The 20,480-nt window shown below is 62.6% G+C and carries 22 protein-coding genes; 13 read left to right on the top strand and 9 right to left on the bottom strand.

What is annotated here, in order from left to right:
* The first annotated feature begins 387 nt into the window (after window positions 1-387).
* The 6 genes from ACFSNN_RS10025 to ACFSNN_RS10000 all read left to right on the top strand — a co-directional run bounded on the left by ACFSNN_RS10025 (window position 388) and on the right by ACFSNN_RS10000 (window position 5,626).
* Window positions 388-675: a DUF3303 domain-containing protein gene (locus tag ACFSNN_RS10025; RefSeq protein ID WP_012429018.1), complete on the top strand. Its 288-nt coding sequence runs from the start codon at window positions 388-390 to the stop codon at window positions 673-675.
* Between the two features lie 7 nt (window positions 676-682).
* Window positions 683-2,320, top strand: a complete 1,638-nt coding sequence (locus ACFSNN_RS10020; RefSeq protein ID WP_134460658.1) for an MFS transporter — start codon at window positions 683-685, stop codon at window positions 2,318-2,320.
* Window positions 2,321-2,437: 117 nt separating this feature from the next.
* The gene (locus tag ACFSNN_RS10015) at window positions 2,438-3,052 is read left to right on the top strand and encodes a TetR/AcrR family transcriptional regulator (RefSeq protein WP_134460660.1); all 615 of its coding nucleotides are present in this window, start codon (window positions 2,438-2,440) and stop codon (window positions 3,050-3,052) included.
* Window positions 3,053-3,141: 89 nt separating this feature from the next.
* The gene (locus ACFSNN_RS10010) at window positions 3,142-4,368 is read left to right on the top strand and encodes a YbfB/YjiJ family MFS transporter (protein WP_134460663.1); all 1,227 of its coding nucleotides are present in this window, start codon (window positions 3,142-3,144) and stop codon (window positions 4,366-4,368) included.
* Between the two features lie 154 nt (window positions 4,369-4,522).
* The gene (locus ACFSNN_RS10005) at window positions 4,523-4,678 is read left to right on the top strand and encodes a DUF3309 family protein (protein WP_012429014.1); all 156 of its coding nucleotides are present in this window, start codon (window positions 4,523-4,525) and stop codon (window positions 4,676-4,678) included.
* Between the two features lie 147 nt (window positions 4,679-4,825).
* Window positions 4,826-5,626: a glucose 1-dehydrogenase gene (locus tag ACFSNN_RS10000; RefSeq protein ID WP_134460666.1), complete on the top strand. Its 801-nt coding sequence runs from the start codon at window positions 4,826-4,828 to the stop codon at window positions 5,624-5,626.
* Here ACFSNN_RS10000 and ACFSNN_RS09995 read toward each other — a convergent pair.
* The 5 genes from ACFSNN_RS09995 to ACFSNN_RS09975 all read right to left on the bottom strand — a co-directional run bounded on the left by ACFSNN_RS09995 (window position 5,623) and on the right by ACFSNN_RS09975 (window position 11,908).
* Complete coding sequence (locus ACFSNN_RS09995; RefSeq protein WP_134460669.1) at window positions 5,623-6,969, bottom strand: four-carbon acid sugar kinase family protein; 1,347 nt, start codon at window positions 6,967-6,969, stop codon at window positions 5,623-5,625. The two genes, ACFSNN_RS10000 and ACFSNN_RS09995, sit on opposite strands and share 4 nt — an antisense overlap.
* Window positions 6,970-6,995: 26 nt before the next feature.
* Entirely contained in the window at window positions 6,996-8,294 is a 1,299-nt protein-coding gene (locus tag ACFSNN_RS09990) for a ribulose-bisphosphate carboxylase large subunit family protein (RefSeq protein ID WP_134460671.1), read from the bottom strand.
* Window positions 8,291-8,830 carry a VOC family protein gene (locus ACFSNN_RS09985; protein ID WP_134460674.1) on the bottom strand — a complete coding sequence of 180 codons (540 nt, stop codon included), beginning with the start codon at window positions 8,828-8,830 and terminating at the stop codon, window positions 8,291-8,293. Before ACFSNN_RS09985 ends, ACFSNN_RS09990 begins: the two co-directional genes overlap by 4 nt.
* Before the next feature lie 103 nt (window positions 8,831-8,933).
* Window positions 8,934-10,820, bottom strand: coding sequence for a TRAP transporter large permease (locus tag ACFSNN_RS09980; RefSeq protein WP_134460677.1), 1,887 nt, complete (start codon window positions 10,818-10,820; stop codon window positions 8,934-8,936).
* A gap of 62 nt (window positions 10,821-10,882) precedes the next feature.
* Window positions 10,883-11,908 (bottom strand): TRAP transporter substrate-binding protein, encoded by a 1,026-nt coding sequence (locus tag ACFSNN_RS09975; RefSeq protein WP_134460680.1) that lies wholly within the window; start codon window positions 11,906-11,908, stop codon window positions 10,883-10,885.
* A 202-nt stretch (window positions 11,909-12,110) separates the two neighbouring features.
* Between ACFSNN_RS09975 and ACFSNN_RS09970 the strand changes: the two genes are divergently transcribed.
* From ACFSNN_RS09970 to ACFSNN_RS09955, 4 genes are all read left to right on the top strand, one after another.
* Window positions 12,111-13,166 (top strand): LacI family DNA-binding transcriptional regulator, encoded by a 1,056-nt coding sequence (locus ACFSNN_RS09970; RefSeq protein ID WP_134460683.1) that lies wholly within the window; start codon window positions 12,111-12,113, stop codon window positions 13,164-13,166.
* 18 nt (window positions 13,167-13,184) lie between these two features.
* Window positions 13,185-13,352 carry a hypothetical protein gene (locus ACFSNN_RS09965; protein ID WP_166799301.1) on the top strand — a complete coding sequence of 56 codons (168 nt, stop codon included), beginning with the start codon at window positions 13,185-13,187 and terminating at the stop codon, window positions 13,350-13,352.
* Between the two features lie 264 nt (window positions 13,353-13,616).
* Window positions 13,617-13,988 carry a hypothetical protein gene (locus ACFSNN_RS09960; RefSeq protein WP_134460686.1) on the top strand — a complete coding sequence of 124 codons (372 nt, stop codon included), beginning with the start codon at window positions 13,617-13,619 and terminating at the stop codon, window positions 13,986-13,988.
* Window positions 13,989-14,377: 389 nt separating this feature from the next.
* Window positions 14,378-14,860, top strand: a complete 483-nt coding sequence (locus tag ACFSNN_RS09955; protein ID WP_208949542.1) for an Lrp/AsnC family transcriptional regulator — start codon at window positions 14,378-14,380, stop codon at window positions 14,858-14,860.
* A 40-nt stretch (window positions 14,861-14,900) separates the two neighbouring features.
* On the opposite strand, the gene ACFSNN_RS09950 is transcribed toward ACFSNN_RS09955, so the two are convergent.
* Complete coding sequence (locus tag ACFSNN_RS09950) at window positions 14,901-16,148, bottom strand: YbfB/YjiJ family MFS transporter (protein ID WP_134460689.1); 1,248 nt, start codon at window positions 16,146-16,148, stop codon at window positions 14,901-14,903.
* Window positions 16,149-16,424: 276 nt separating this feature from the next.
* On the opposite strand from ACFSNN_RS09950, the gene ACFSNN_RS09945 reads away from it, so the two are divergent.
* The 3 genes from ACFSNN_RS09945 to ACFSNN_RS09935 all read left to right on the top strand — a co-directional run bounded on the left by ACFSNN_RS09945 (window position 16,425) and on the right by ACFSNN_RS09935 (window position 18,591).
* Window positions 16,425-17,099 (top strand): nitroreductase family protein, encoded by a 675-nt coding sequence (locus ACFSNN_RS09945; protein WP_134460692.1) that lies wholly within the window; start codon window positions 16,425-16,427, stop codon window positions 17,097-17,099.
* Window positions 17,100-17,253: 154 nt separating this feature from the next.
* A complete protein-coding gene (locus ACFSNN_RS09940; RefSeq protein WP_134460695.1) occupies window positions 17,254-17,733 on the top strand; it encodes a hypothetical protein in 480 nt (159 codons plus the stop codon).
* A 12-nt stretch (window positions 17,734-17,745) separates the two neighbouring features.
* Window positions 17,746-18,591, top strand: a complete 846-nt coding sequence (locus ACFSNN_RS09935) for a 4'-phosphopantetheinyl transferase family protein (RefSeq protein ID WP_134460697.1) — start codon at window positions 17,746-17,748, stop codon at window positions 18,589-18,591.
* A 20-nt stretch (window positions 18,592-18,611) separates the two neighbouring features.
* On the opposite strand, the gene ACFSNN_RS09930 is transcribed toward ACFSNN_RS09935, so the two are convergent.
* The 3 genes from ACFSNN_RS09930 to ACFSNN_RS09920 form a co-directional block, all read right to left on the bottom strand.
* The gene (locus tag ACFSNN_RS09930) at window positions 18,612-19,307 is read right to left on the bottom strand and encodes a 4'-phosphopantetheinyl transferase family protein (RefSeq protein WP_134460700.1); all 696 of its coding nucleotides are present in this window, start codon (window positions 19,305-19,307) and stop codon (window positions 18,612-18,614) included.
* 87 nt (window positions 19,308-19,394) lie between these two features.
* On the bottom strand, window positions 19,395-19,871 hold the full coding sequence (locus ACFSNN_RS09925) for a hypothetical protein (RefSeq protein ID WP_134460703.1): 477 nt from the start codon (window positions 19,869-19,871) through the stop codon (window positions 19,395-19,397).
* A gap of 322 nt (window positions 19,872-20,193) precedes the next feature.
* The gene (locus ACFSNN_RS09920) at window positions 20,194-20,430 is read right to left on the bottom strand and encodes a DUF2783 domain-containing protein (RefSeq protein ID WP_134460706.1); all 237 of its coding nucleotides are present in this window, start codon (window positions 20,428-20,430) and stop codon (window positions 20,194-20,196) included.
* Window positions 20,431-20,480 lie beyond the last annotated feature (50 nt).

Raw genomic sequence — 20,480 nt, 5'->3', positions numbered from 1 at the left:
ACAGTCACGACAACGGCACGCGTCACACACGCGTGCCGTTGGCTTTTGTTGTCGACAGAAGCGCATCATCATAACCAGATAACGTACACGTCCCACAAAATATTCCCATCTAGCGACGGCGCAGTTCGTTTCTTCGCCATGAAATCGCCCGTGTGCAATTGGCCTGGTGAATGTCCGCACGCGGCGACGCTGCACGCGCCACGCTCACCTATGATGCTTAGGACGCCACGTGGTTTTTATCGCTGTCCGCCAATAGCACGCACTATCCGGACAGCTTGCTGGCGCAGAACTGAACACGACGCCCCGCATCCGCGACGCGCCGTACCCATAAGCGACGATGGCAGCGCGCCACGAGCCGGCATCGCCATTTCGGATTGGAGGCGCGCAATGAAATTTATCGTCCTATGGAACGGTCTGCCGACTGCTGAGAGTTCCGTCATCGAACGTTTCATGAAGACCGGCGGGCAAATGCCGGACGGAGTCAAGTTGCTGGGCCGCTGGCACGCGATCGGCGGCTTGCGCGGCGTTGCAATCGTCGAAGCTGACGACAACCGCGCGATGGCGGCGATGGCGCTCGACTGGGGCGACCTCCTCACGATGGACATCTCGCCGGCGCTGACCGACGAAGACCTGGGCGCTGCTCTCGGCAAACGTATGGCAGCCGGTAACAAGTAAGCACGCCATGAGCACCGGGTTCACCGCGCCGCTGTCGAGCGGGCAACTGCTGCCGTTCCGCGAATCGCTGCTGGCAATGCTCGGCATCGCTTTCGTCGCGATGCTGGTGGCGCTGGATCAGACCATCGTCGGCACCGCGCTGCCGCGCATCGTCGCGGATCTGAAGGGCTTCGATCTTTACGCGTGGGTCGCGACGTCGTACATGCTGGCCTCCGTCATCACGATTCCCATCTTCGGGCGGTTGGGTGATCTGTTTGGCCGCAAACGGTTTCTGATCGCGGCGATCTTGTTGTTCACCGGCGCATCGGTGTTGTGCGGCTTTGCCAGCAGCATGCTGTTGCTGGTGGTTTCGCGTGGACTGCAAGGGATTGGCGGCGGCATTCTGATCGGCACGGTGTTCGCCACCGTCGCCGATCTGTTTCCTGATCCGAAACTGCGGCTGCGTTGGCTTGTGTTCGTCACGTCCGCGTTCGGCGTGTCCAATATGATCGGACCGACGCTCGGCGGAATGCTTACGCAATACGGCGGTTGGCGGCTGGTTTTTTTTGTCAACGTGCCGGTCGGGCTCGTCTCGCTGCTGTTCGTGCAGCGCTTCTTGCCCCCGCTGCTTCATCTAAGGCGCAAAGGTCCCGTGCGGCTCGACTGGCTCGGCGCGTTCGTGCTCGCGGTCACGTTCAGCTCACTGCAACTGCTCATCGAACTGTTTCCAAGGCGCGGCATCGACACGACGACCATCGTGCTGACCGTCGTAGCGGCGACCTGCGGGCTGATTCTCTGGCTATGGGAGCGGCGCATCGGCTATCCGATCGTGCCGGTGGACATGCTCATGGACCGCAAGCTCTCCGCGCTGTTCGCGATGTCGGTGCTCGGCGGCTTCGCGCTCTTTTCGCTGGTGTTCTATGTGCCACTGCTGTTTCAGGGCGGCTACGCGATGTCCGCGCACGACTCGGGCATGCTGATCACACCCTTGCTGCTCGGCACGACCGTGGGCAGCGTGCTCAACAATCGAATCGTCACACGGGTCCGCCGCGCCAACGGCATCATGTATGTTGGCTTTGCGCTGTCCGCGCTCGCCTGTCTGAGCGTGGTCGTCTTGCGAGGTACGGAACCGCATCTCGTGTGGGCCTCGTGCATGGGCATCAGCGGGCTTGGCCTCGGTCTGGTGGCCACCAGCCTGACCGTCTGTTCACAGCAGATCGTCGGGCGGGACCATGTCGGCGCGGCCACCGCGCTGCTTCAATCGCTGCGGACATTCGGCGGCATGCTCGGCACGGTGATGACAGGCGCGCTGCTCGGCCATCTCTATTCGCGCGGCGTGCATCGGTCGCTCGATTCTTATCAGGCGACGCAGTGGTTCAAGTCCTTCGCCAGCCCCGAGCTGCTGGTGGATCGCGCGGAACAGGCCGCGCTGATCAATCGTCTGGTGAGTGCAGGCCAGTCGGGCGACGCCATGATGCGGTCGGCGCGCGAAGCCTTGGTGCAGTCGATTCACATCGGCATTCTGGTGGCCGGCGCGGCGGCGTTGATCGGTCTGTGCCTCGCCTGGTTCGTGCCGCCGGTGCGCATCAGCTATCCGGAAACCGAACTCGCGCCGGATGGGCAACCACCCGCCGACGCCCTTCCGCCGCAACGCAGCGTACTTTGAGCGCGCGCCGTACATCGTCGAATCTTCTTCTTGCGTTCTGTATCGGTCGATATATAATCCGCTTCTATATCGATTGATACAAAATCGGCCGTCAATGACGCTGGAAGGATATTCATCATGGCAAGACCCCGCCAATTCGACGAACACGAGGTGCTGGAAGCCGCCAGCGCGGCCTTCTGGACGAAGGGCTACGATGCGACCTCCACGCGCGACCTGGTTAAATCCACCGGTCTGACGCAGCCAAGTCTCTACAACGCGTTCGGCGACAAACGCACGCTGTATCTGCGCGCGCTCGAGCATTATCTCGAGCACACGTTGCGCGAACGGATCAGGCGTTTGGAGCAGACCGTAGCGCCGGCTCTAGGCATCACGATGTTCTTCCACGAGATCCTCGAACGAACGCTCGCCGATCCCGCGCAACGCGGCTGCATGCTGGTGAATTCGGCGCTGGAAACCACATCGGAGGACGAAGCATTCCGTGCAATCGTCGCCACGGAATTCTCGGAAATACGCGCGTTTTTCTACCGCCGCATGATTGCCGCCAGCGAGAGCGGTGAAATCACCACAACCGTTTCCGCCGATGACGCCGCCACTCACCTGCTCGCCACGCTGATCGGCGTTCGCGTTCTCGCGCGGGTCAACCCGCAACAAACACTGCTTGTCGGCGCGATTGCGCCCGTGTTGCTGCTGCTTGGTTTGCCTGCCCTGCCGGCGACCGGCTCCGACGCCTGAGTCACGCGCCTGACAAGGCGCACCCCTTCGCTTTTCCACCGACATCCGGCAGCGCCGCCATCAGCGCGCGCACCGGTAAAGGAACCGTCATGTCCGCTGCTCCGATAACGTCAGATAGTCCAGTCTCACTCGATGCCCGCGCGCTCTTCGCCACGCTCGCCGGACTGTGCGGCAGTCTCGTCGCCATCGGCCTCGCGCGCTTCGCCTACACACCGTTGATTCCCTCGCTGATCCAGGCGCACTGGTTCACGTCGTCGCAAGCGGTAACGCTCGGCGCGGCGAACTTCGCCGGCTATCTGGTCGGCGCGTTGATCGGCCGCCCGCTCGCATCGGCACTGTCGAACCGCAGCGCGTTGCGCATGCTGATGGCGGTCGTGACCGCGGCCTTTTTTGCCTGCGCGTATCCGCTGTCAGTGAGCTGGTTTTTTGCGTGGCGTTTGTTGTCGGGCATTTCCGGCGGCGCGATCATGGTGCTGGTGGCGACGTCGATTCTTCCGCACATTCCCGTGCCGCGCCGCGGCTTCGTGAGCGGCATGATCTTTCTTGGACTCGGACTCGGCATCGCGGCATCCGGCACCTTGATTCCGAAGCTGCTGCACCATGGTTTGCAAACCACGTGGATCGGTCTCGGCGTCGTGGCGCTGGTGTTGACCGCGGTGAGCTGGTTCGGCTGGCCTTCGGCGAATCCGCCCGCACCGGTCGCGCCTTCCGGTACGCATCACGCAGTGCGCCCGCAAGGCTTGACGCTTCGTGTGCTGTACGCGCAGTACGCGGCAAACGCACTCGGCCTTGTCCCTGTGATGGTGCTGCTCGTCGACTATATCGCTCGCGGCCTGGGACGCGGCGCCGCAATCGGCGCTGACTACTGGGTGCTGTACGGCCTCGCTGCCATCGCCGGGCCGGTGATCTGCGGCAACGTGGCCGATCGCATCGGCTTCGGCAAGGCCTATCGCATCGGATTGCTTCTGCAAGCGGCCGCCGTTGCCATGCTCGCGTTCTCGGGCAGCACGCTCGCGCTGGTTGCATCGACTGTGATTCTCGGCATCTTCACACCGGGTATCGTGCCGCTCGTGCTCGGCCGCATTCATGAACTCGTGCAGCACGATCACATCGAACAGCGAGCCGCATGGAGTCGCGCGACGACAGCCTTCGCGCTTTTCCAGGCGCTCGGCGGCTATGGCTACTCGTATCTTTTCTCGCACACACATAACGACTACGCGTTGATCTTCGCTTGCGGCGCGGCTGCGCTCTCTCTCGCCTTCATCGGGGATCTGATTGCGTCGCGTGTCGGCGCCGCCCGCCATACGGCGGCATGACGGTTTTACAACGTCTAAAACTCGATCTATCGCCTCGGGCATGCAGCTTGCTCAACTATGACACCGATACTGCCTTTCGCAGGAACACGCGCGATGCGGGGCTTGCGTGTCTATCGTGAAGGCAGATCCTATCAACCAGGCGGAGGTCATTCATATGTTGGGAACTATTCTTCTAGTCGTGCTGATTCTTCTCCTCATCGGTGCGCTCCCCACGTGGCCGCACAGCCGGGCGTGGGGTTACGGTCCTACCGGCGGTCTCGGGCTCGTTGTGATCGTGGTGATCGTGTTGCTGGTCGTCGGCGTCATATAACCTGAATTGCCATAGCGTTGTGTAGTACCCGCATTGCTTAAAGTGGGTTGGCCGCCGGATATCTCCGCAGTTCGCTGCATGGATATCCGGCGGCCTTGCTATGTCGATGGTCGATGCACATCCCTATCTTGTCACCCGGGAGCAGCAATGGAAAAGTTACTCGCGAATCAAGTCGCTCTGGTCACCGGCGGCAGTTCGGGCATTGGTTCCGGCGTCGCCAAAGCGCTTGCGGACGCGGGCGCGGCCGTCGTCGTGAACTATCACTCGCATGCCGAAGAGGCGGAGCAAGTCTGCGCCGAGATCGAGAAAGCGGGCGGCGCCGCGCTCGCGGTGCAAGCCGACGTCGCCAATACCATGCAGGTCGAGAACATGTTCGCGGCAAGCCGCGCGCGTTTCGGGAGCGTGGACATCGTGGTCGCGAATTCGGGCGTGCAGAAAGACAATGCGTTTGCCGATATGACGCTGGACGACTGGCAACAGGTGCTGGCGACCAACCTCACTGGCCAGTTCCTGACCGCACAAGCGGCCGTGAAAGAATTTCGACGACGCGGCCCGACGACCACGTCCAAAGCGCTCGGCAAGATCATTTGCATGAGCTCGGTTCACGAAGTCATTCCGTGGGCGGGGCACGTCAATTACGCGGCGTCCAAAGGCGGCATTCAAATGCTCATGAAATCGCTTGCGCAGGAAGTCGCGCCCGAACGCATCCGCGTCAATTCCATTGCGCCGGGCGCGATTCGCACGCCGATCAATAAAGATGCGTGGGACACCGAAGCAGCGCTAAAAAAACTGTTGAAGCTGATTCCCTACGGCCGTGTGGGCGAAGCGGACGACGTCGGCAAGGCCGCCGTCTGGCTCGCCTCGGATGAAAGCGACTACGTGGTCGGCACGACATTGTTCGTCGACGGCGGCATGACGCTCTATCCCGGTTTCGCCGACAACGGTTAGCCGTTGCCGTCGAGCAGTTGCTCGAACAGATCCGCGTCGCCCATCTGGCCGCCTTTAAGCATGATCTCCATACCGTCGAGTTCCGCGCGATCGGCATGGAGACGGCACACGGTGACGCCCGCAGACAACGGCGCAAGATACGACAGCCCCCAGGCACCGAGCGCGCGCACTGCAAAACTCGACGTGTCGCCGCCCGCAATGCCGATGCGTTGCAAGCGCACGGCGCCGAGTACCTGTTGCAAGAGGGACGCACAGGCGTGCGCGAGTTGCGGCCGCGCGCCGCCTTCGTGCAACGCGCGGCGTGCCGTGAAAGCGAGCACGTTGCATCCGTCGCGCAAGGGGCCGGCGATCGCCGCCACACGTTCCGCCAGGTAGCTGGAGGCTGCGTCGCCGGTCATTTTCAGCGGGTCCAGTTCCACACGCAGATAGGATCTCGCGGTGCCGATCTGTACTTCAGTCAATGGCGAGAGGCTGCCTGCGAGCACGAACACGGGGTCGCGGGCGCGTGGCAACAGCGGTATGGTTCGGTTTTCGGCGGCGGCATCTTTAACGCGGTTGTCATGCGCCAACGCGTAAGCCTGCGCGACGCTGCTCGCACCGACCGCGAGCAACGGCGCCGACGCCGCGGCATGACGCGCGATCACACGGCCAATCGCCTGCAGATGTGAATCGTCGAGTACGTCGAACAGCACGGCGTCGGGTTTCGCATCGAGGCGGCGCTGCACTTCTTCTTGCAGTTCGGCATCGCCGCGCGCGTAGCAACGCCAGTCGATCGACTGCACATTCTTCACGCCTTGCTGCTGAAGATGCACGCGCAAGTCCGCTTCGTTCATCGGCGTGACGGGATGGCGGCTCATGGTCGGGTGACGGTCGATGCGGTAAATCGACTGCGCGTCATCGTCTGCGCCGGCTGCCGCAAACAGTTCGCCGAACACGCAATAGCGCCGCAAGTTCGGCTGACCGCCGACCACCGCGACGAGTTCGTTCGCGCAGTACTCGCGCAACGTACGAATCGCCACGCCGATGCTGCCCGTTTCCGGCGCGCTATCGAATGTCGAGCACACTTTGTAGTGCATCACCCGCACGCCGAGCGCGACGAAGGCGGCGCCGACGCGTTCGAGTTCCTGCCGCTGCGCGGCGGGCGCCATGGTCCGGGCGGCGCCCGCCACGCCAATCGCGTCGAGCGGGCCGAGCGTCGAAAGACGCGCAGAATCCGGCGGTGCGAAGAACAGCATGGTGCGCAAACCAGCGCGGGCGAGATGCGCCAGCGTGTCGGTTGCGCCCGTGAAGTCGTCACCGTAGAAAGCGTAAGCGGGGCCGCTGCTGTTTGCTTCGTCGCTCATCTTTTGTTCCGTGTCGCCTGAAGCGTTCACGCGCGGCTGCCGAAAAACGCCAAGGCGCGCCGCAACTCCGGCATGTGCTCGGCGTACACCGGCAACGGCGTGCCCGCCTGCACCGCCGCCCATGCCTGGCGCACGCTCGTCACGCCTGCCGCGGGCCCATCTGGATGCGCGAGAATGCCGCCGCCCGACATGAACAGCAGATCGGTGGAGCGCACGGCGTCGAAGGTCGCTTGCACGGTGCCGGCCCATTGCCCTGATGAAAACGCCGGCAGCACCGTATCGTCGCAACCCGCGGCGAGCGGCGTCGCGCAATCGCGGGCCGACTCGATCACTTCGGCGTCGCTCTGCGCGAATTTGCCGGCGAGGCCATGTACGTGCATATGATCGACGCCGCTCAAACGCCACAGCGTCTGATACGCCTGAAACGACATGCCCAACGCCGGATCGCGCGACATCATGCCGTAGCCGTTGCGGTGCGCGTGCAGCACGAGCGGCGTGGCGCGGCGCAGCGTCTGGATCGCGGAAAAGCCGCACCAGTTGATGCTCGCCATCACGCAATTGCCGCCTTCGCGCTCGACCAGTTCCGCGTGACGGCGCATGGCGTCGAGGTCGTCGGTGATATTGAACGCGACCATCACTGGACGGCCGCTGCGCTCACGGTAGCGGCGCACTTCGGCCATCACCGCGCGCACGCGTTCCGCCAGCGGCGCGTGTGCGGGATTCGCGCATACTTCGTCATCCTTGATGAAATCGACGCCCGCTTCGCACAAAGCGCGCACCAGTGCCGCCGTTTCCGCCGCGCTCAGGCCGACGTTCGGCTTGATGATCGTGCCGATCATCGGCCTGCCCTTCACCTCCGTCAGCGCGCGCGTGCCGGCCACGCCATGACGCGGCAATTCGAAACGCTTGCGGTACGGAGCCGGCAAGCGCAACGACAGCAGCCGCATGCCGGTCACTTCGCCAAGATCGTACAGATTGCCGGCGACGGTCGCGGCCAGCGTGGGCAGATTCACATCGATATTGGCGAGCGGAAACGACAGTGTGATGCGCGCGCGCCGCCAAGGCCCTGGCGTGCCTTGACGCTCGAGCCAGGCGTTCGGCAAGCTGGGCCGCGCCGCCGCTTCGAGTTCTTCGACGCGCAGCACGTTCGCGCGACTGCGCGCGCGCAGCGCATCGGATTCGTTGGCGACGCGCACGAACGTGCCGCTCGATTGCTCGCCGGCCATGACATCGGCGACGCGCGCGGGATCGAGCGGCGTCTCGATCAGATAGTCGGCCTGCAGCGAGTCGTTATCGACCGCTTGCTGTTGCAGCGTCTCGCTCATAGCGTGCCCAGATCGGGAAAGCGGCGCACCGGCTCGCGGCCGTCCCAGTCGCGCGACGCCGCGTAGATCATGTCGAAGAGCTTCCCCTTCGGCCCGGCGATCTCGGATAACTCGATCACCGTGCCGGGATGATTCTCCGTATCGAAGTACACGAAACGACCGTTGCGCCCCACCTCGCCGCTCATGGCAACTTTAAAACCCTGCTCCTGCAGTCGCGCGAGATCCGCGTCGAATGAAGTGGTCCAGTACGCGTTGTGCTGCAAGCCGGTATGGCCCGCTGCGAGGAAGTCGCGATACATGGAAGGCGCATCGTTGCGTGTCTGGATCAGTTCCACCTGCAACGGTCCCGAGTTTGCGAGCGCCACCGAGTTATGCACCTCAAACGATTGCCCACGGTAGGTGTAGTTCTCGATCGGCACGCGTTCGTTGTAAAACCACGGACCCACGCCGAGCACGCGGCTCCAGTAGTCCATCGCGGCTTCGATGTCCCGCACCACATAACCTGCCTGCCGGATTTCGCCAAAAAAACGACTCATGAAACTCTCCCGATGCTGCGGGTTTGAAAGACGAGCGACGCCCCGGCGCGGCGAAAACGCAGCGCCCGAAGGTCGAACCTGTTAATGAACTTGAGAGATCGGCTTAAAGAAACCCGATCGAAATCCAAGGAATCGCCGCGACCAGAATCAGGCCGACGATTAACGCACCCATATAACCGACAATCGGACGAATGCCCGCATCGGGATTGACCTTGCTGATCGCGCACGCCGAGTAGTAGCCGACCCCGAACGGCGGCGAGAAGAGGCCCACGCCCATCGAAAGAATCACGACGATTGCGTAATGCACTTCATGCACGCCCGCGAGCCGCGCAATGGGAAACAGCAGCGGCCCGAACAGCACAATGGCGGGAATTCCTTCGAGCACACTGCCGAGCATCACGAACACCACGATCGACACCGCGAGAAAACCGTACGCGCCGCCTGGCATCGAGCCCATGAGTTGCGCGAGGTCCTGAGAAAAGCCGGACTGCGTGAGCGCCCAGGCCATTGCCGTCGCGCAGCCAATAATAAAAAGAATCGCGCCCGACAAGGTCGCTGCATCCACCAGCATGCGGCCGAGCCGCCGCCATTCGAAACGGCGATACACCAGCAGGCCGATCAGCATCGAGTAAGCAATGCCGATGGTCGACACCTCCGTCGCTGTCGCCACGCCTTCGACCACGGCCATGCGAATCACGAACGGCAACGCCAGCGCCGGAAGCGACACGATGAACAACCGCCCGATCTGCCGCCTGCTGAAACGCTGCGCGCCGCTCAGGTCTTCCTTGCGATAGCGCCACCACACCACCACGCACAGAATCAGCGCGAGCACGGCGCCCGGCAGCATGCCCGCGGTAAAGAGCGCGGATATCGACAGACCCGTCACCGAACCGATCGTGATCAGCACGATGCTCGGCGGAATAGTTTCGCTTTGTGCGCCCGTCGTGGCGAGCAGCGCAACCAGATCGCCTTCGGAAGCGCCGCGTTTTTTCATCTCCGGAAACAGCACCGGCGCAATGGCCGCCATGTCCGCCACTTTCGAACCGGAGATGCCCGAAACCAGATACATCGCGCCGATCAGCACGAACGACAAACCACCATGCACATGACCGACGAGGCTCGCGAGAAACTCGATCATCGCGCGTGCCATGCCGGTCATTTCGATCAGCAAGCCGAGGAACACGAAAAGCGGCACGGCGAGCAGCACGAGATGCGACATGCCTTCGTCCATGCGGCCGACCACAACTTCGAGCGGCGTAAAAGTCGAGAGTCCCAGATAACCGAACGTGGCAAGCGCAAACGAAAACCCGATCGGCACGCCCGAAAAAATCCCGATCGCCACCACGCCGACGAAAAAGATCACGAGATTGGTTTTGCCGAGCGTTTGAAACCACGGCCCGGCGAACACGGCGACCGCGGCCAATACAGCGGTAATCGCGAGCACGATCATGACGTCGCGCACGCGGCTCACCTGGGCAAGACGAATCAAACCGACCAGCAACATGAGCGCCGCGCCGATGGGCAAAGCGAGCGCGCGCCACGCGTTGCTGATCTGCAGGGCGGGCGTCACGATCGCCGCCTCGCCGGACGCATAGTCGTACGCAGGCGCGATCAACAACGCTAGCAACGCGATCGACGCGGCGATCGCCAGCGTATCGACGAACGCGCGCCGCTGCGGCGACAGGCGGCTGACGAGTGCCGTCATCCGCATATGTTCGCCGCGCCGCAACGCGAGCACGGCGCCAAGCATGGCGAGCCACAGGAACAGAATGCCGGCCAGTTCATCCGACCAAACGAGCGGCTGGTGCAGCACGTAGCGGCACACCACGCCCGCGAACATCACGATGATTTCCATCATAAGCAGCGCCGCAGCGCACACTTCGACGAGCGCGATCAGACCGCGATCGAAGCTCCTCAACCAGCGGCGCGGCATGCTCGCCGCGTGCAGCGGCACGCCCGCGTCCGCTGGATTCAATGCGTGATTCGACATCCTGCTGTCTCCTCGCGGCGGCTCGCCGCGCTTCGTCTCAGGCTCACCCGTATGCAACACGATCAGGCCAGCTTGCCGACCGATTGTTCGAGCAGGTCCCACGCCTGATTGCCGAACTTGCTCTTCCACTCGGCGTAGAAACCGGCCTGACGCAGCGCCGCGCGGAAGGTGTCCGGCGCGGGACGATTGATCGACAGACCCTTGCTTTGCAAATCCGCAACCGCCGCGTCGTTCAGCTTGCGCACGTCTTCACGCTGCTTCAACGCCGACTGGTTGAACGCGTCGCTGGCAATGCCCTGCAGATCCTTCGGCAAGCGCTGCCAGGCGCGCGGGTTCAGCACGAACCAGTAGCCGTCCCACATGTGATTGGTGAGCGAGCAGTACTTCTGCACTTCGTAGAGTTTTGCGACCTGCACGATCGGCAGCGGATTTTCCTGCGCATCGACGATATGCGTTTGCAGCGACGAATAGACTTCGCTGAATTGCAGGCTGGTCGGCGAAGCGCCGAGCCCCTTGAACATATCGATGCTGAGCGGACTCACCGGCACGCGAATCTTCAGACCGTGCATATTCTGCGCGCTCGTAATGGGACCGTTGCTCGTGGTGGTTTGACGAAAGCCGTTGTCCCACATCTTTTCGAACGATTCGAGGCCGGCCTTCTGCATCGCGGCGCGCACGTAAGCACCGAGCTTGCCGTCCATCGCGCCCCACACCTGGTTGTAGTCGCTGAACGCGAAGCCCACCGCGTTGATCGCAACCGATGGCGCGAGCGTCGACACCACCAGCGCCGACGGCGTGAACATTTCGATGCCGCCGCTGCGCACCTGCGCGAGCATGTCGGTGTCTCCGCCCAACTGGTTGTTGGGGAATATCCGGATCTCCATGCGCCCTTTCGACGCCTCCTTGATCTGATTCGCGGCCTCTTGCGAGCGCACGTTCAGCGGATGCGTAAGCGGCAGGTTGTTGCCGTACTTGAACACGAACTCCGGGCCGGACGCCGCGCGCACGATTGCCGGAAAGCCCAGCGCGCCGGCTACCGGCACGGCGGCCGCCGCACGCAGCAGGGTGCGTCTCGCGAGGTTGGTCATTTGAGCGTCTCCTTGCTTATAATTGATGTGACTGTCGAATCCATCAAAAACCATCATCGTCCGCGCGCTACGCCCTGATTTATAGTCACCGGTGTCGCGTCGTCGTGTGATAGCTGCAAGACTAGGCGTGCGCGGCTAGCGCTGTCAAACCGCGAGCTTGATGTTTTTTGATGGACTTCCGTTCTGCGAAGGAAGGACTGCCATGTCCGATACGCTTCTCCTCAACGCCGCCGCGCGTGCGCGCATTCCCGACATTGCGCGCGCCGCCGGTGTGTCTACCGCCACGGTGGATCGTGTGCTCAATGGCCGTGAAGGCGTGCGCGCCGTGACGGCGCAACGCGTGCTGCAAGCGGCCGCCCAACTCGGCTATCTGCTCACGCCAGAGGCGCCCGTCGTGCCCGCCTCGAAGCCGATGCGCATCGCGTTCCTGCTGCCTGCCGGCACCAATCGCTATTTGCATATGCTCGGCGACTACATCGACTTCGCACACGATCAGTGGAACGCGCTGGACATGAAGTGCCGCGTGCACTACGTCGAGAGTTTCAACCCGAAGGAATTGGCCGACCGCCTGTTGCACTATGGACAGCGTGCGGATGGCGTCGTGTTCATGGCGCTCGAACATCCCGTTGTGCGCGACGCCGTAAATGCGTTGGCGGATCAGGGCGTGCCGGCCGTCACGCTGATTTCTGATTTATCGAATGCGCGGCGGCTCGCTTATGTGGGCATCGACAATCGATCGGCGGGACGCACGGCGGCGCTGCTGCTCGGGCGCTTCATGGGCCCGCGGCCGAGCGGAAAGATCGCGATGCTTGCGGGCAGCCTCAACTATCGCGGGCATGAGGAACGCGAGATCGGTTTTCTGCATTTGATCGAATCGACATTCCCACAAGTGCGCGTGATCGGATTACGCGAAGGGCACGACGATAGCGAGCGCAACTATATGCAGACGCGCAAGCTGCTTGAACAGCATCCCGATCTTGCCGGCATTTACAACAGCGGCGGTGGATCGGATGGCGTGGCGCGCGCGATTGTCGAGGCGCGTTCGGAGCAGAAGATTCTGTTTGTTGGGCATGGCTTGACGCCCGACACGCGAGCGTTGCTGATCGACGGCACCATGGATGCGTTGATCACGCAAACGCCGCAGGCTATGGTGGGAAATTGTCTGCGTATTTTCCGCAACGTGCGCGAGAAGCGCGATGCGATGAGCGACGTGAAGCCCGTGCAATTCAGCATTGTTCTGCGGGAAAATTTGCCCTGATGTTGGCTTGAGATTGCCATGGCGATGCCGGAGGCTCAACGCGGCACGTCAGGCACGCCGGATGCTCAATCACTTTCGTATTCAAACCTCGATACGAAAGGAGATCACATCATGCCTTACCTTCTCGGCTGGTTGCTTGGCGTCCCGTTGATCGTACTGGTTATCCTGTACCTCATCTTCCATTAATCGTCGCTAGGTACTCGCATGCGCGTTTGAGCGGAGGCTTGTTCTACTGCGCCGGGCTTATCCGGCTACAGCGCGAAAGGCGACGCCAGCGTCCCGGCGTCGCCTTTCGCGCGTCTGCGCGATGCGCGTTTGCCGACGTACTGGCGCACATATCTTTCCGCTTGCACGACGAGGAATGGCGCGTAAAACTAACCTTCCCTAGTCCGCACAAAATGCCATTTCTGCACACGTACGCTCGGCATGCGTACGAGCAAGGAGGGACCGATGGCAAGCAACGAATACACGCTGTCACACCAGGACGTGGTGAAGGCAGTCATTATTCATCAGGATATTCACGAGGGTTTCTGGACGTTGAACATCAACTTCGACGTCGCGGCCGGCCACGATCCGCAACTCCCCGATCCTTGCCTCGCCGTAACGATCAAAGGCATCGGCATCATGCGTGCGTCGCCTTCTGATCCGTTCTCGATCGACGCCGCTATCGTCAATCCGCCGGCACCTCAGCATGTGGAGGGAACAGTGCGCATCGCGGCGAGTGTCAACGGCACGCATCAAGGCGGCATGCAATTTTGCCGTGACGTCTATCGCAATGTCGCGGTACAGAGCGCGGCCAAAGCGCCGATCAAACGAGGTTGATTAAGCGGTCGCAGCTCGCTTCTCTCTCACAACGCACCGCAGCGTCTATGCGGATCGCGGATCACAGTCGCGCGACCGGTCATGCTGACAAGCATTCGGTGAGGAACATGCATCCATGCCCGGCGAGCGCGTCTTACGGCGCTGGTAACGCCGCAATTCGCCCGCGTGCAGCCTTTCCTGTAAAAAAGACGGCGAGACACCGGATGGCAGCTTGTGGCCGCGCAAGGCCGTGGGCGCGAGGCCCACGGCCCGGACGGTTGTCCCGGGCATGAATGCACCCTGAAAATATACTGGGACGCAGGGTGGATAGGCTTCTTAAAGCAACAGGCTTGCCCCGTGATGTCGGGACGATCTTCCTTTAGAATGCGATTTTAAGGGAGAAGCTTCTAGTGACGGCCACGACCATCCGAAATCGCCCGCTCGACAACCAGGATCGCAAGATCCTGCGCGAGTTGCAAAAGAACGCGCGCCTGAGCAATGCCGAATTGGCGGAACTGGTCGGCATGTCGACCACCGCGTGCTGGAATCGCACGCGTCAATTGGAAACCGAGGGGTATATCCGCGGTTACGTGGCGCTGCTCGATCAGCAGAAGCTCGGCTTCGCGGACATCGTCCTGCTCGAAGTCACGCTCAACCGTCACGACGACGACGCCCTCGCCCGCTTCGGCGCCGAACTGGCGACGCTAACCGAAGTGCTGGAGGCGTATCTCGTATCGGGCGACTACGACTACCTGGTGAAGGTGGCAGTCGACGGTACGGCAGGCTACGAGCGGTTTCTGCGTGAGAAGCTCTACAAGATCGCCGGCATCCGTCATAGCCGTTCGATGTTCGCCTTGCGTTGCATGAAGAGTATCCCGTCCGTGCAGGTGTGAAAAATGTGCAGCGCACGTGCCTGAATGCGTGGAGTCACACTCAGCGCAACGCCTTCTGACACGCTGCCAGCACCGCGCCGGCCGCGAGCAGCAGCGCGGAATAGACCAGCCCGCGCGCGAGACCCGCGCCGTCCGAGACCCAGCCGATCACCATCGGCCCGACGATCTGTCCGAACGCGAACACGATCGTGAACGCGCTGATGCCCTTGGCCCAATGACTCGCGGGCAGATTGTGGCGTACGAATGCCGTGGTCGACGCCACGGCGGAGAGAAACGTCGCGCCGAACAACACACCGGATACGAACGCCACCCATGGCTGCGAGAACAGCGCGGGCAACAGCGTCGCGATCGCGAGCAAAGCGTTCAGCACCGCAAGCGCCTGGCCGCCGCGCATGCGGTCGAGCAGCCCCGACCACACGCGCGCCGAGACTACGGTCGCCACACCGAGCAGCAGATAGAAGCACGTCACGATCGCCGCGCTCATGCCCGCATTGCGCAACAGCGCGACAATAAACGTCATGTAGCCGATATAGCCGACGCCGAACAACGTATAGCCCGCCAGCGCGAGACTGAAGCGCGGCCAGCGGGGTGCATCGGCGGCGGAGTGTGATTGCGTGGCCGACGACGCCATCGCGTGCACGCGCTCGATTTTTCGCGCTGCGCCGACGGCCACCGCCGCGAGCGCCGCACACGCGAGCGCGAGTGCGAACCACGCGTACTGCCAGCCGTGCGCGACGTTGAAGATGGTCAACGGCACGAGCACCGACGACGCCACGATGCCCCACCCCGTACCGCCGTAGTACAAGCCGAGGACGAGCCCCGCGTCGTGCGGTCTCGCCGATGCAAGCCGCGCCGCCAACACGCCACCGCTGATGAAAATCGCCGCGCTGCTCACGCCGGTGATCACGCGCAAGGCGAGCAGCGCGTTCGTGTCGGCAAGCAAGCCGCTGCCCGCCATCAGCAGCGCGGTCGCCACGCAACCGCCGCTGAACAATGCGCCGGCCGACCAGCGGCGCGCCAGGTGCGGAAAAGCCAGCGCGCCGAGCAGATAACCCAACGCGTTGGCCGTATTCATCGCGCCGGCTTGCGCGAAACTCCAGCCGAGGTCGAGTTTCATCGACGGCAACAGCAGCGCGTACGCGAAGCGGGCGAGTCCGAGCGCGATAGCGCTGCCGAGCGATAGCGACGCGGCGAGCATCAGCGTGGGGCGGCGTTGCGCTGCTTCGGTGGCCTCGGTGGCTCGGGTGGCTTCGGAAGTCGACGCGGCGTCGAGTGTTTTTGTCGGCATGGGCGAGCGAAAGTGGGCGAGAAGGCTGCAAGCCGCTTTTTGCCAGAAAGGCTGAATCCGGCACCTCGTCATCATATCCGCGGGCGCCAGGCGCGGTTGACCGTTAGTTGCGATAGTGGCTTGCAGAGCTCGAGTGCAGATACCGTGCGCATTAGTCGCCAAGCTCGGGACAGGCGCGCAACCCAACCGCGAACGCACCTTCTAAATGCGAATGATTTGCATTTACTAGAAAATTAGCTCATTATTCAACCCATACGATCAGCCGAACTCAAAATCATGACGACGCTAGACATCAGCCGCCCCGAAACCGAAAGCCAGCGCCCAGCGGCGGTAAAGCCTGCCACCGTCGCCGGCCCAGAAGCCTCGGCGGCACTCGACGTTCTGCTGTCGCGTCAATCGCAATGGCCGCTGACCGAGCCCGGCCCGGCGGACGCCGAACTCGACCTGATTTTCGACGCCGCCTTGCGCGCACCGGACCACGGCAATCTGCGTCCCTGGCGCTTCGTGACGATTCGCGGCGATGCGCGCGGCTCACTCGGCGACCTGCTGGTCGACCTCGCCAGCGCCCGCTCGCCGGACGAACCGCGTTCGGCGCACGCGCATCGCCGGCAGAAGGCATTCGCCGCGCCGCTGGTGATCGCGCTCGGCGCGGCGATTTCGGCGCATCCCAAGGTGCCCGAGATCGAGCAATTGCTGGCTGCCGGCGCGGCGGCGATGAACATGCTCAACGCGATCCACGCGCTCGGCTACGGCGGCTTCTGGTCCACCGGGCCGGACAGTTACGAAGCGCGCCTGCACGACGCACTCGGCTTCGCGCCGAACGAGCGCCTGCTCGGCTTCATCTTTGTCGGCACGCCGAAAACACCGGGGCAAGCGCCGACGCGTCCGGCGCGCAGCGCGCACGTGCGCGAATGGCAACCGACGCAAGCGACGCAGCCGGCTCAAAACTGAAGCAAGCGCCCCCAACGGCAACAAACGCATAAGCACCGGGCGCAGGCTCTGCGTCATCGCCCATCCGTCGCACGCGACAAGCGCTGGCCTGCGACGCGGCACCCGTCCCATCCGGCCGGCGCGATTCATGGACCGTGTCCATTCAGGAGCATCGATGAACTTTCGCTCTCAACACAGCAGCCGTCCGGAGCTGATCGACGATCACCCGACCGACACCGCCGACGCGCCCGACCGCACCGTCCTGAGCGCCGTCCGCACATGGCTGCGGCCCGCTTGCGAAACGGCGCGCGGCGGCGTGCATTGGCGCGACATTCTCAGCGGCGTCGGTTTGCGGCAGGACGGCATCGAACACTTCGATCTGCTGATGCGCTCGCTGATGCACGTGTCGTATCGCCCGCTCGATATGCGCTGCCGCTGCGCGAGCGACCTCGGCAAGGACGAAGCCGTGATCCTGCAGACCATCGCGTTGCTGCAAAAAACGCATAGCGGCGCGGCGTTGCGCCTGTTGAACGAATGGCTGCCCGCGCCCGCGGTGAGCGGCGTCCTGAAGCTGCTTCGCTGGTTCGCCATCGATCTGCTCGACGCCGGTGTGGAACTCGACGTGCAAGCACGGCGCGTCACCTACATGCATTGAGGAAGCAGGCCTATGTCATTGGAACTGGACCAGGTTTGCCCAACGGCTTCGCGTGAGCGCGACAGCCGAGAGTCACGCGAAGTCGTCGCTGAACGCGCGGCGGGCGAAGCTCCCGTACATGCCGCCGGCGTTGCACCCTTTACCGCGGCAGCGCCCGCATTCCTGTGCCATCCGCTGACGCGCAGCTATCCGTACAACGTCGCCGCGCCGCGCGCAGGCGAGTTGCATCTTTGGCGGTTCCGCTGCGAATGGCTGCCGGTGCCGGTGCAGGAAGGCGATACCTGGTTGTCGAAGAGCGAACGCGAGCGCGCTCGGCTGCACCCGAACGCCGCGTTGCGCAAACGCTTTATCAGTGCGCGCGTGGTGGTGCGCTGGATCGTTGGGAACCTGTTCGACTGCGAGCCGCATGCCGTCGATCTGCAGGACGACGGCAACGAGAAACTGCGGGCGCGTCATCCTCGCGACGGCCGCGGCATTACGATCGATATCGCGTACGGCGGCATCTGGATCGTGATCGGCGTTGCGTCGGCGACGCTGGGATTGAGCGTCGTCGTGCCTTCGCCCGGCATGGCGCCCGACGAGACGTCGGAAGCTTCGCGCCGGCGCGCTCGCTACGGCAGTCTTTGCAATGCGCTGCGTTACGCGCCGGTCGACATCGATATCGAACTGCTGTTCAGCCGCACCGCAACCGGTGCGTTCGATCTCGCAGAACATGGCCGTTGGCATGTGCTCGATGTCCCGATGGCCGGCAAGATCCACGCGGCGGTCGCGCTTGCGCAGCCGGCCAGGCAGCCGCTCACCCACGTGCATACGTTCGGCTGGCCGAAGGCTTTGGCGTTCGGGCAGGCAAACGTCTAGCGCGCTGAGTCGGTCTGCGATTACCGGAAAGGGGTCACGGACCACGCTACGCATGCGGCGTAGGCGTCCGGTGCGGCAAGCCAGTACGCCGTGACATCGCGCATATCCGCGGGAATCTGCTTGCGCAGCGTCACGCGCGTACCCTCACGCGGCAGCACCGTCAAATGCTGCAACCCGCGCGTGATGCCCACGCCGGTTGTTTTTACGAGCGCTTCCTTGGCAACCCACGCGTCGTAAAACGCAGCGCTCCGCTGGCCCGCGTCGAGCCGTTCGATCCACGCGGTCTCTTCCTGGTCGAGCGTCAAGGCCGCAATCGAACGCCAATCGAATTTGTCGCTGCACTGCTCGATATCGACGCCGACGCGCCGAACCGCCGACATCGCGATCAGTCCGTGCGCGCCCGCATGCGATACATTGAAATCGAAGCAATCCGAATCGGCGAGATAAGGGCGGTGGTTGGCGTCGGGCGCAAAACGCACGGCGTGCGCCGCGATATCGAGCCGCCGCGCGAGTTCTTCACGCAACGCGGCGCGCACGCTGGCGAAGCGCAGCGCGTCTTCATGGCGGCGAAAATTGCGGGCTCGCGTGCGTTCGTCGTCGCTGAGGGATGCAAAGGCAGGCGCGTCGAGCGAAGCAGTAAAGTCGATGTCGATCCGCCACAATGCAATGTCGGGCGGGCCGTCGTGAGGCAGCGGAACAGGGTCGATGGAATACATGGTTCGGACGTGATGGGTGCAATCGCGGACGCATAGCCGCGACTCTACCCGATATCACGTCCGAAGCCTTCGGTCTTAAGCGACGCTTCATGCCTTCGGTGTATCACCGACATGGTTCATCAACTGGCAAAGGGTGGGGTGACACCGAAGAGACTGCGGCGCGTTCTTCACACAGTCCACGAACTGCCCCGAGCAGAGTGTCTCATTCGACGAGGCTGCCTTAGTACGACTGGCGATTTTTTCACGACATGAAGCAAGCGTCGCGGCCAACGCTTTCGCGCTCAGGGGATTCGCGTAATTCACCGTTGGATAATCGCCGAACAACTGCGCTAATGGCGAATCGGCGGCGGACGCCAAATCTCCGACCGCGAGTTGCGTGGCAATCTGCAGCACTTCGCACTCGACTTCGAAAAAAAAGGATTCAGGCACGTCGACATCTGGCGCGTAATGGTTGATCCAGAGCAACGCCGATTCCGCAAACTGCGCGGGAGAAAGCCATCTTCCGTCGACCTTCATTGCCGCCAACTCTTGAACGACAAGGTCGCTTATCAAAAACAATTTCATCTCATGTCTCTTTCCAGCCGAACGCGGGAGATTTCCCACGGGCAACGCACAAGGACATGGTGCGCCGGCACGAAGCAATCTGGCCCACCAAAACGTCACACCTTATGCATCCCTGCTCAACAAGCCGGCTAGTATGAGGCAGCACATCAGCCACTTTGCTAAGAAGAATCTGATAGTCAGAAAGAAACAATTGAGAGAAATCGCGGGCTATTTACCACGAGTTTCAGAGGAAGCGCGCGCAACAAATCATTACTATCGACGTCTTCCCAAATCTGCGTTGCACAAGGTTAATGCAAGGTTATTTTTTGGTTTCACGATCTGCTTAAGCGGCTAGCGAATGCGCTTCACCATTTCGCGCCGGCATGTCGATTACGCCCTCGCGGGCATGCCGTATCGCTTCGAGCAGCGTGGCGTGATCGCCGATATGGTTGGCAAGAAGCAGGATGAGTTGCGCATTGGCCGATTGGCTCTGCGCATCGTCGAGATCGCGATGCATATCGATCAATGCCTCGTAGAAATCATCGGGGCGAGCGAGATTCGGTTGCGTGTTAAGTGTCATGTTTGTCTCCAGCTATTTTTTTGCTGATACCACGGGAGTACCGCTCAAGC

The organism is Paraburkholderia dipogonis, assembly GCF_042680985.1.
In the GTDB taxonomy this organism is placed as follows: Bacteria; Pseudomonadota; Gammaproteobacteria; order Burkholderiales; family Burkholderiaceae; genus Paraburkholderia; species Paraburkholderia phytofirmans.
The sequence above is the reverse complement of the archived record's forward strand: the minus strand, read 5'-3'. Positions and strand labels throughout refer to the sequence as shown.

Coding starts and splice junctions, on each gene's coding strand:
- ACFSNN_RS09965 (WP_166799301.1), top strand. CDS start 13,185: ATGGCGATGCCGGAGGCTCAACGCGGCACGTCAGGCACGCCGGATGCT.
- ACFSNN_RS10020 (WP_134460658.1), top strand. CDS start 683: ATGAGCACCGGGTTCACCGCGCCGCTGTCGAGCGGGCAACTGCTGCCG.
- ACFSNN_RS09975 (WP_134460680.1), bottom strand. CDS start 11,908: ATGACCAACCTCGCGAGACGCACCCTGCTGCGTGCGGCGGCCGCCGTG.
- ACFSNN_RS09950 (WP_134460689.1), bottom strand. CDS start 16,148: ATGCCGACAAAAACACTCGACGCCGCGTCGACTTCCGAAGCCACCCGA.
- ACFSNN_RS09995 (WP_134460669.1), bottom strand. CDS start 6,969: ATGAGCGACGAAGCAAACAGCAGCGGCCCCGCTTACGCTTTCTACGGT.
- ACFSNN_RS09960 (WP_134460686.1), top strand. CDS start 13,617: ATGGCAAGCAACGAATACACGCTGTCACACCAGGACGTGGTGAAGGCA.
- ACFSNN_RS10025 (WP_012429018.1), top strand. CDS start 388: ATGAAATTTATCGTCCTATGGAACGGTCTGCCGACTGCTGAGAGTTCC.
- ACFSNN_RS09980 (WP_134460677.1), bottom strand. CDS start 10,820: ATGTCGAATCACGCATTGAATCCAGCGGACGCGGGCGTGCCGCTGCAC.
- ACFSNN_RS09990 (WP_134460671.1), bottom strand. CDS start 8,294: ATGAGCGAGACGCTGCAACAGCAAGCGGTCGATAACGACTCGCTGCAG.
- ACFSNN_RS09930 (WP_134460700.1), bottom strand. CDS start 19,307: ATGTATTCCATCGACCCTGTTCCGCTGCCTCACGACGGCCCGCCCGAC.
- ACFSNN_RS10005 (WP_012429014.1), top strand. CDS start 4,523: ATGTTGGGAACTATTCTTCTAGTCGTGCTGATTCTTCTCCTCATCGGT.
- ACFSNN_RS09935 (WP_134460697.1), top strand. CDS start 17,746: ATGTCATTGGAACTGGACCAGGTTTGCCCAACGGCTTCGCGTGAGCGC.
- ACFSNN_RS09925 (WP_134460703.1), bottom strand. CDS start 19,871: ATGAAATTGTTTTTGATAAGCGACCTTGTCGTTCAAGAGTTGGCGGCA.
- ACFSNN_RS09940 (WP_134460695.1), top strand. CDS start 17,254: ATGAACTTTCGCTCTCAACACAGCAGCCGTCCGGAGCTGATCGACGAT.
- ACFSNN_RS10010 (WP_134460663.1), top strand. CDS start 3,142: ATGTCCGCTGCTCCGATAACGTCAGATAGTCCAGTCTCACTCGATGCC.
- ACFSNN_RS09920 (WP_134460706.1), bottom strand. CDS start 20,430: ATGACACTTAACACGCAACCGAATCTCGCTCGCCCCGATGATTTCTAC.
- ACFSNN_RS09985 (WP_134460674.1), bottom strand. CDS start 8,830: ATGAGTCGTTTTTTTGGCGAAATCCGGCAGGCAGGTTATGTGGTGCGG.
- ACFSNN_RS09970 (WP_134460683.1), top strand. CDS start 12,111: ATGTCCGATACGCTTCTCCTCAACGCCGCCGCGCGTGCGCGCATTCCC.
- ACFSNN_RS09945 (WP_134460692.1), top strand. CDS start 16,425: ATGACGACGCTAGACATCAGCCGCCCCGAAACCGAAAGCCAGCGCCCA.
- ACFSNN_RS10000 (WP_134460666.1), top strand. CDS start 4,826: ATGGAAAAGTTACTCGCGAATCAAGTCGCTCTGGTCACCGGCGGCAGT.
- ACFSNN_RS10015 (WP_134460660.1), top strand. CDS start 2,438: ATGGCAAGACCCCGCCAATTCGACGAACACGAGGTGCTGGAAGCCGCC.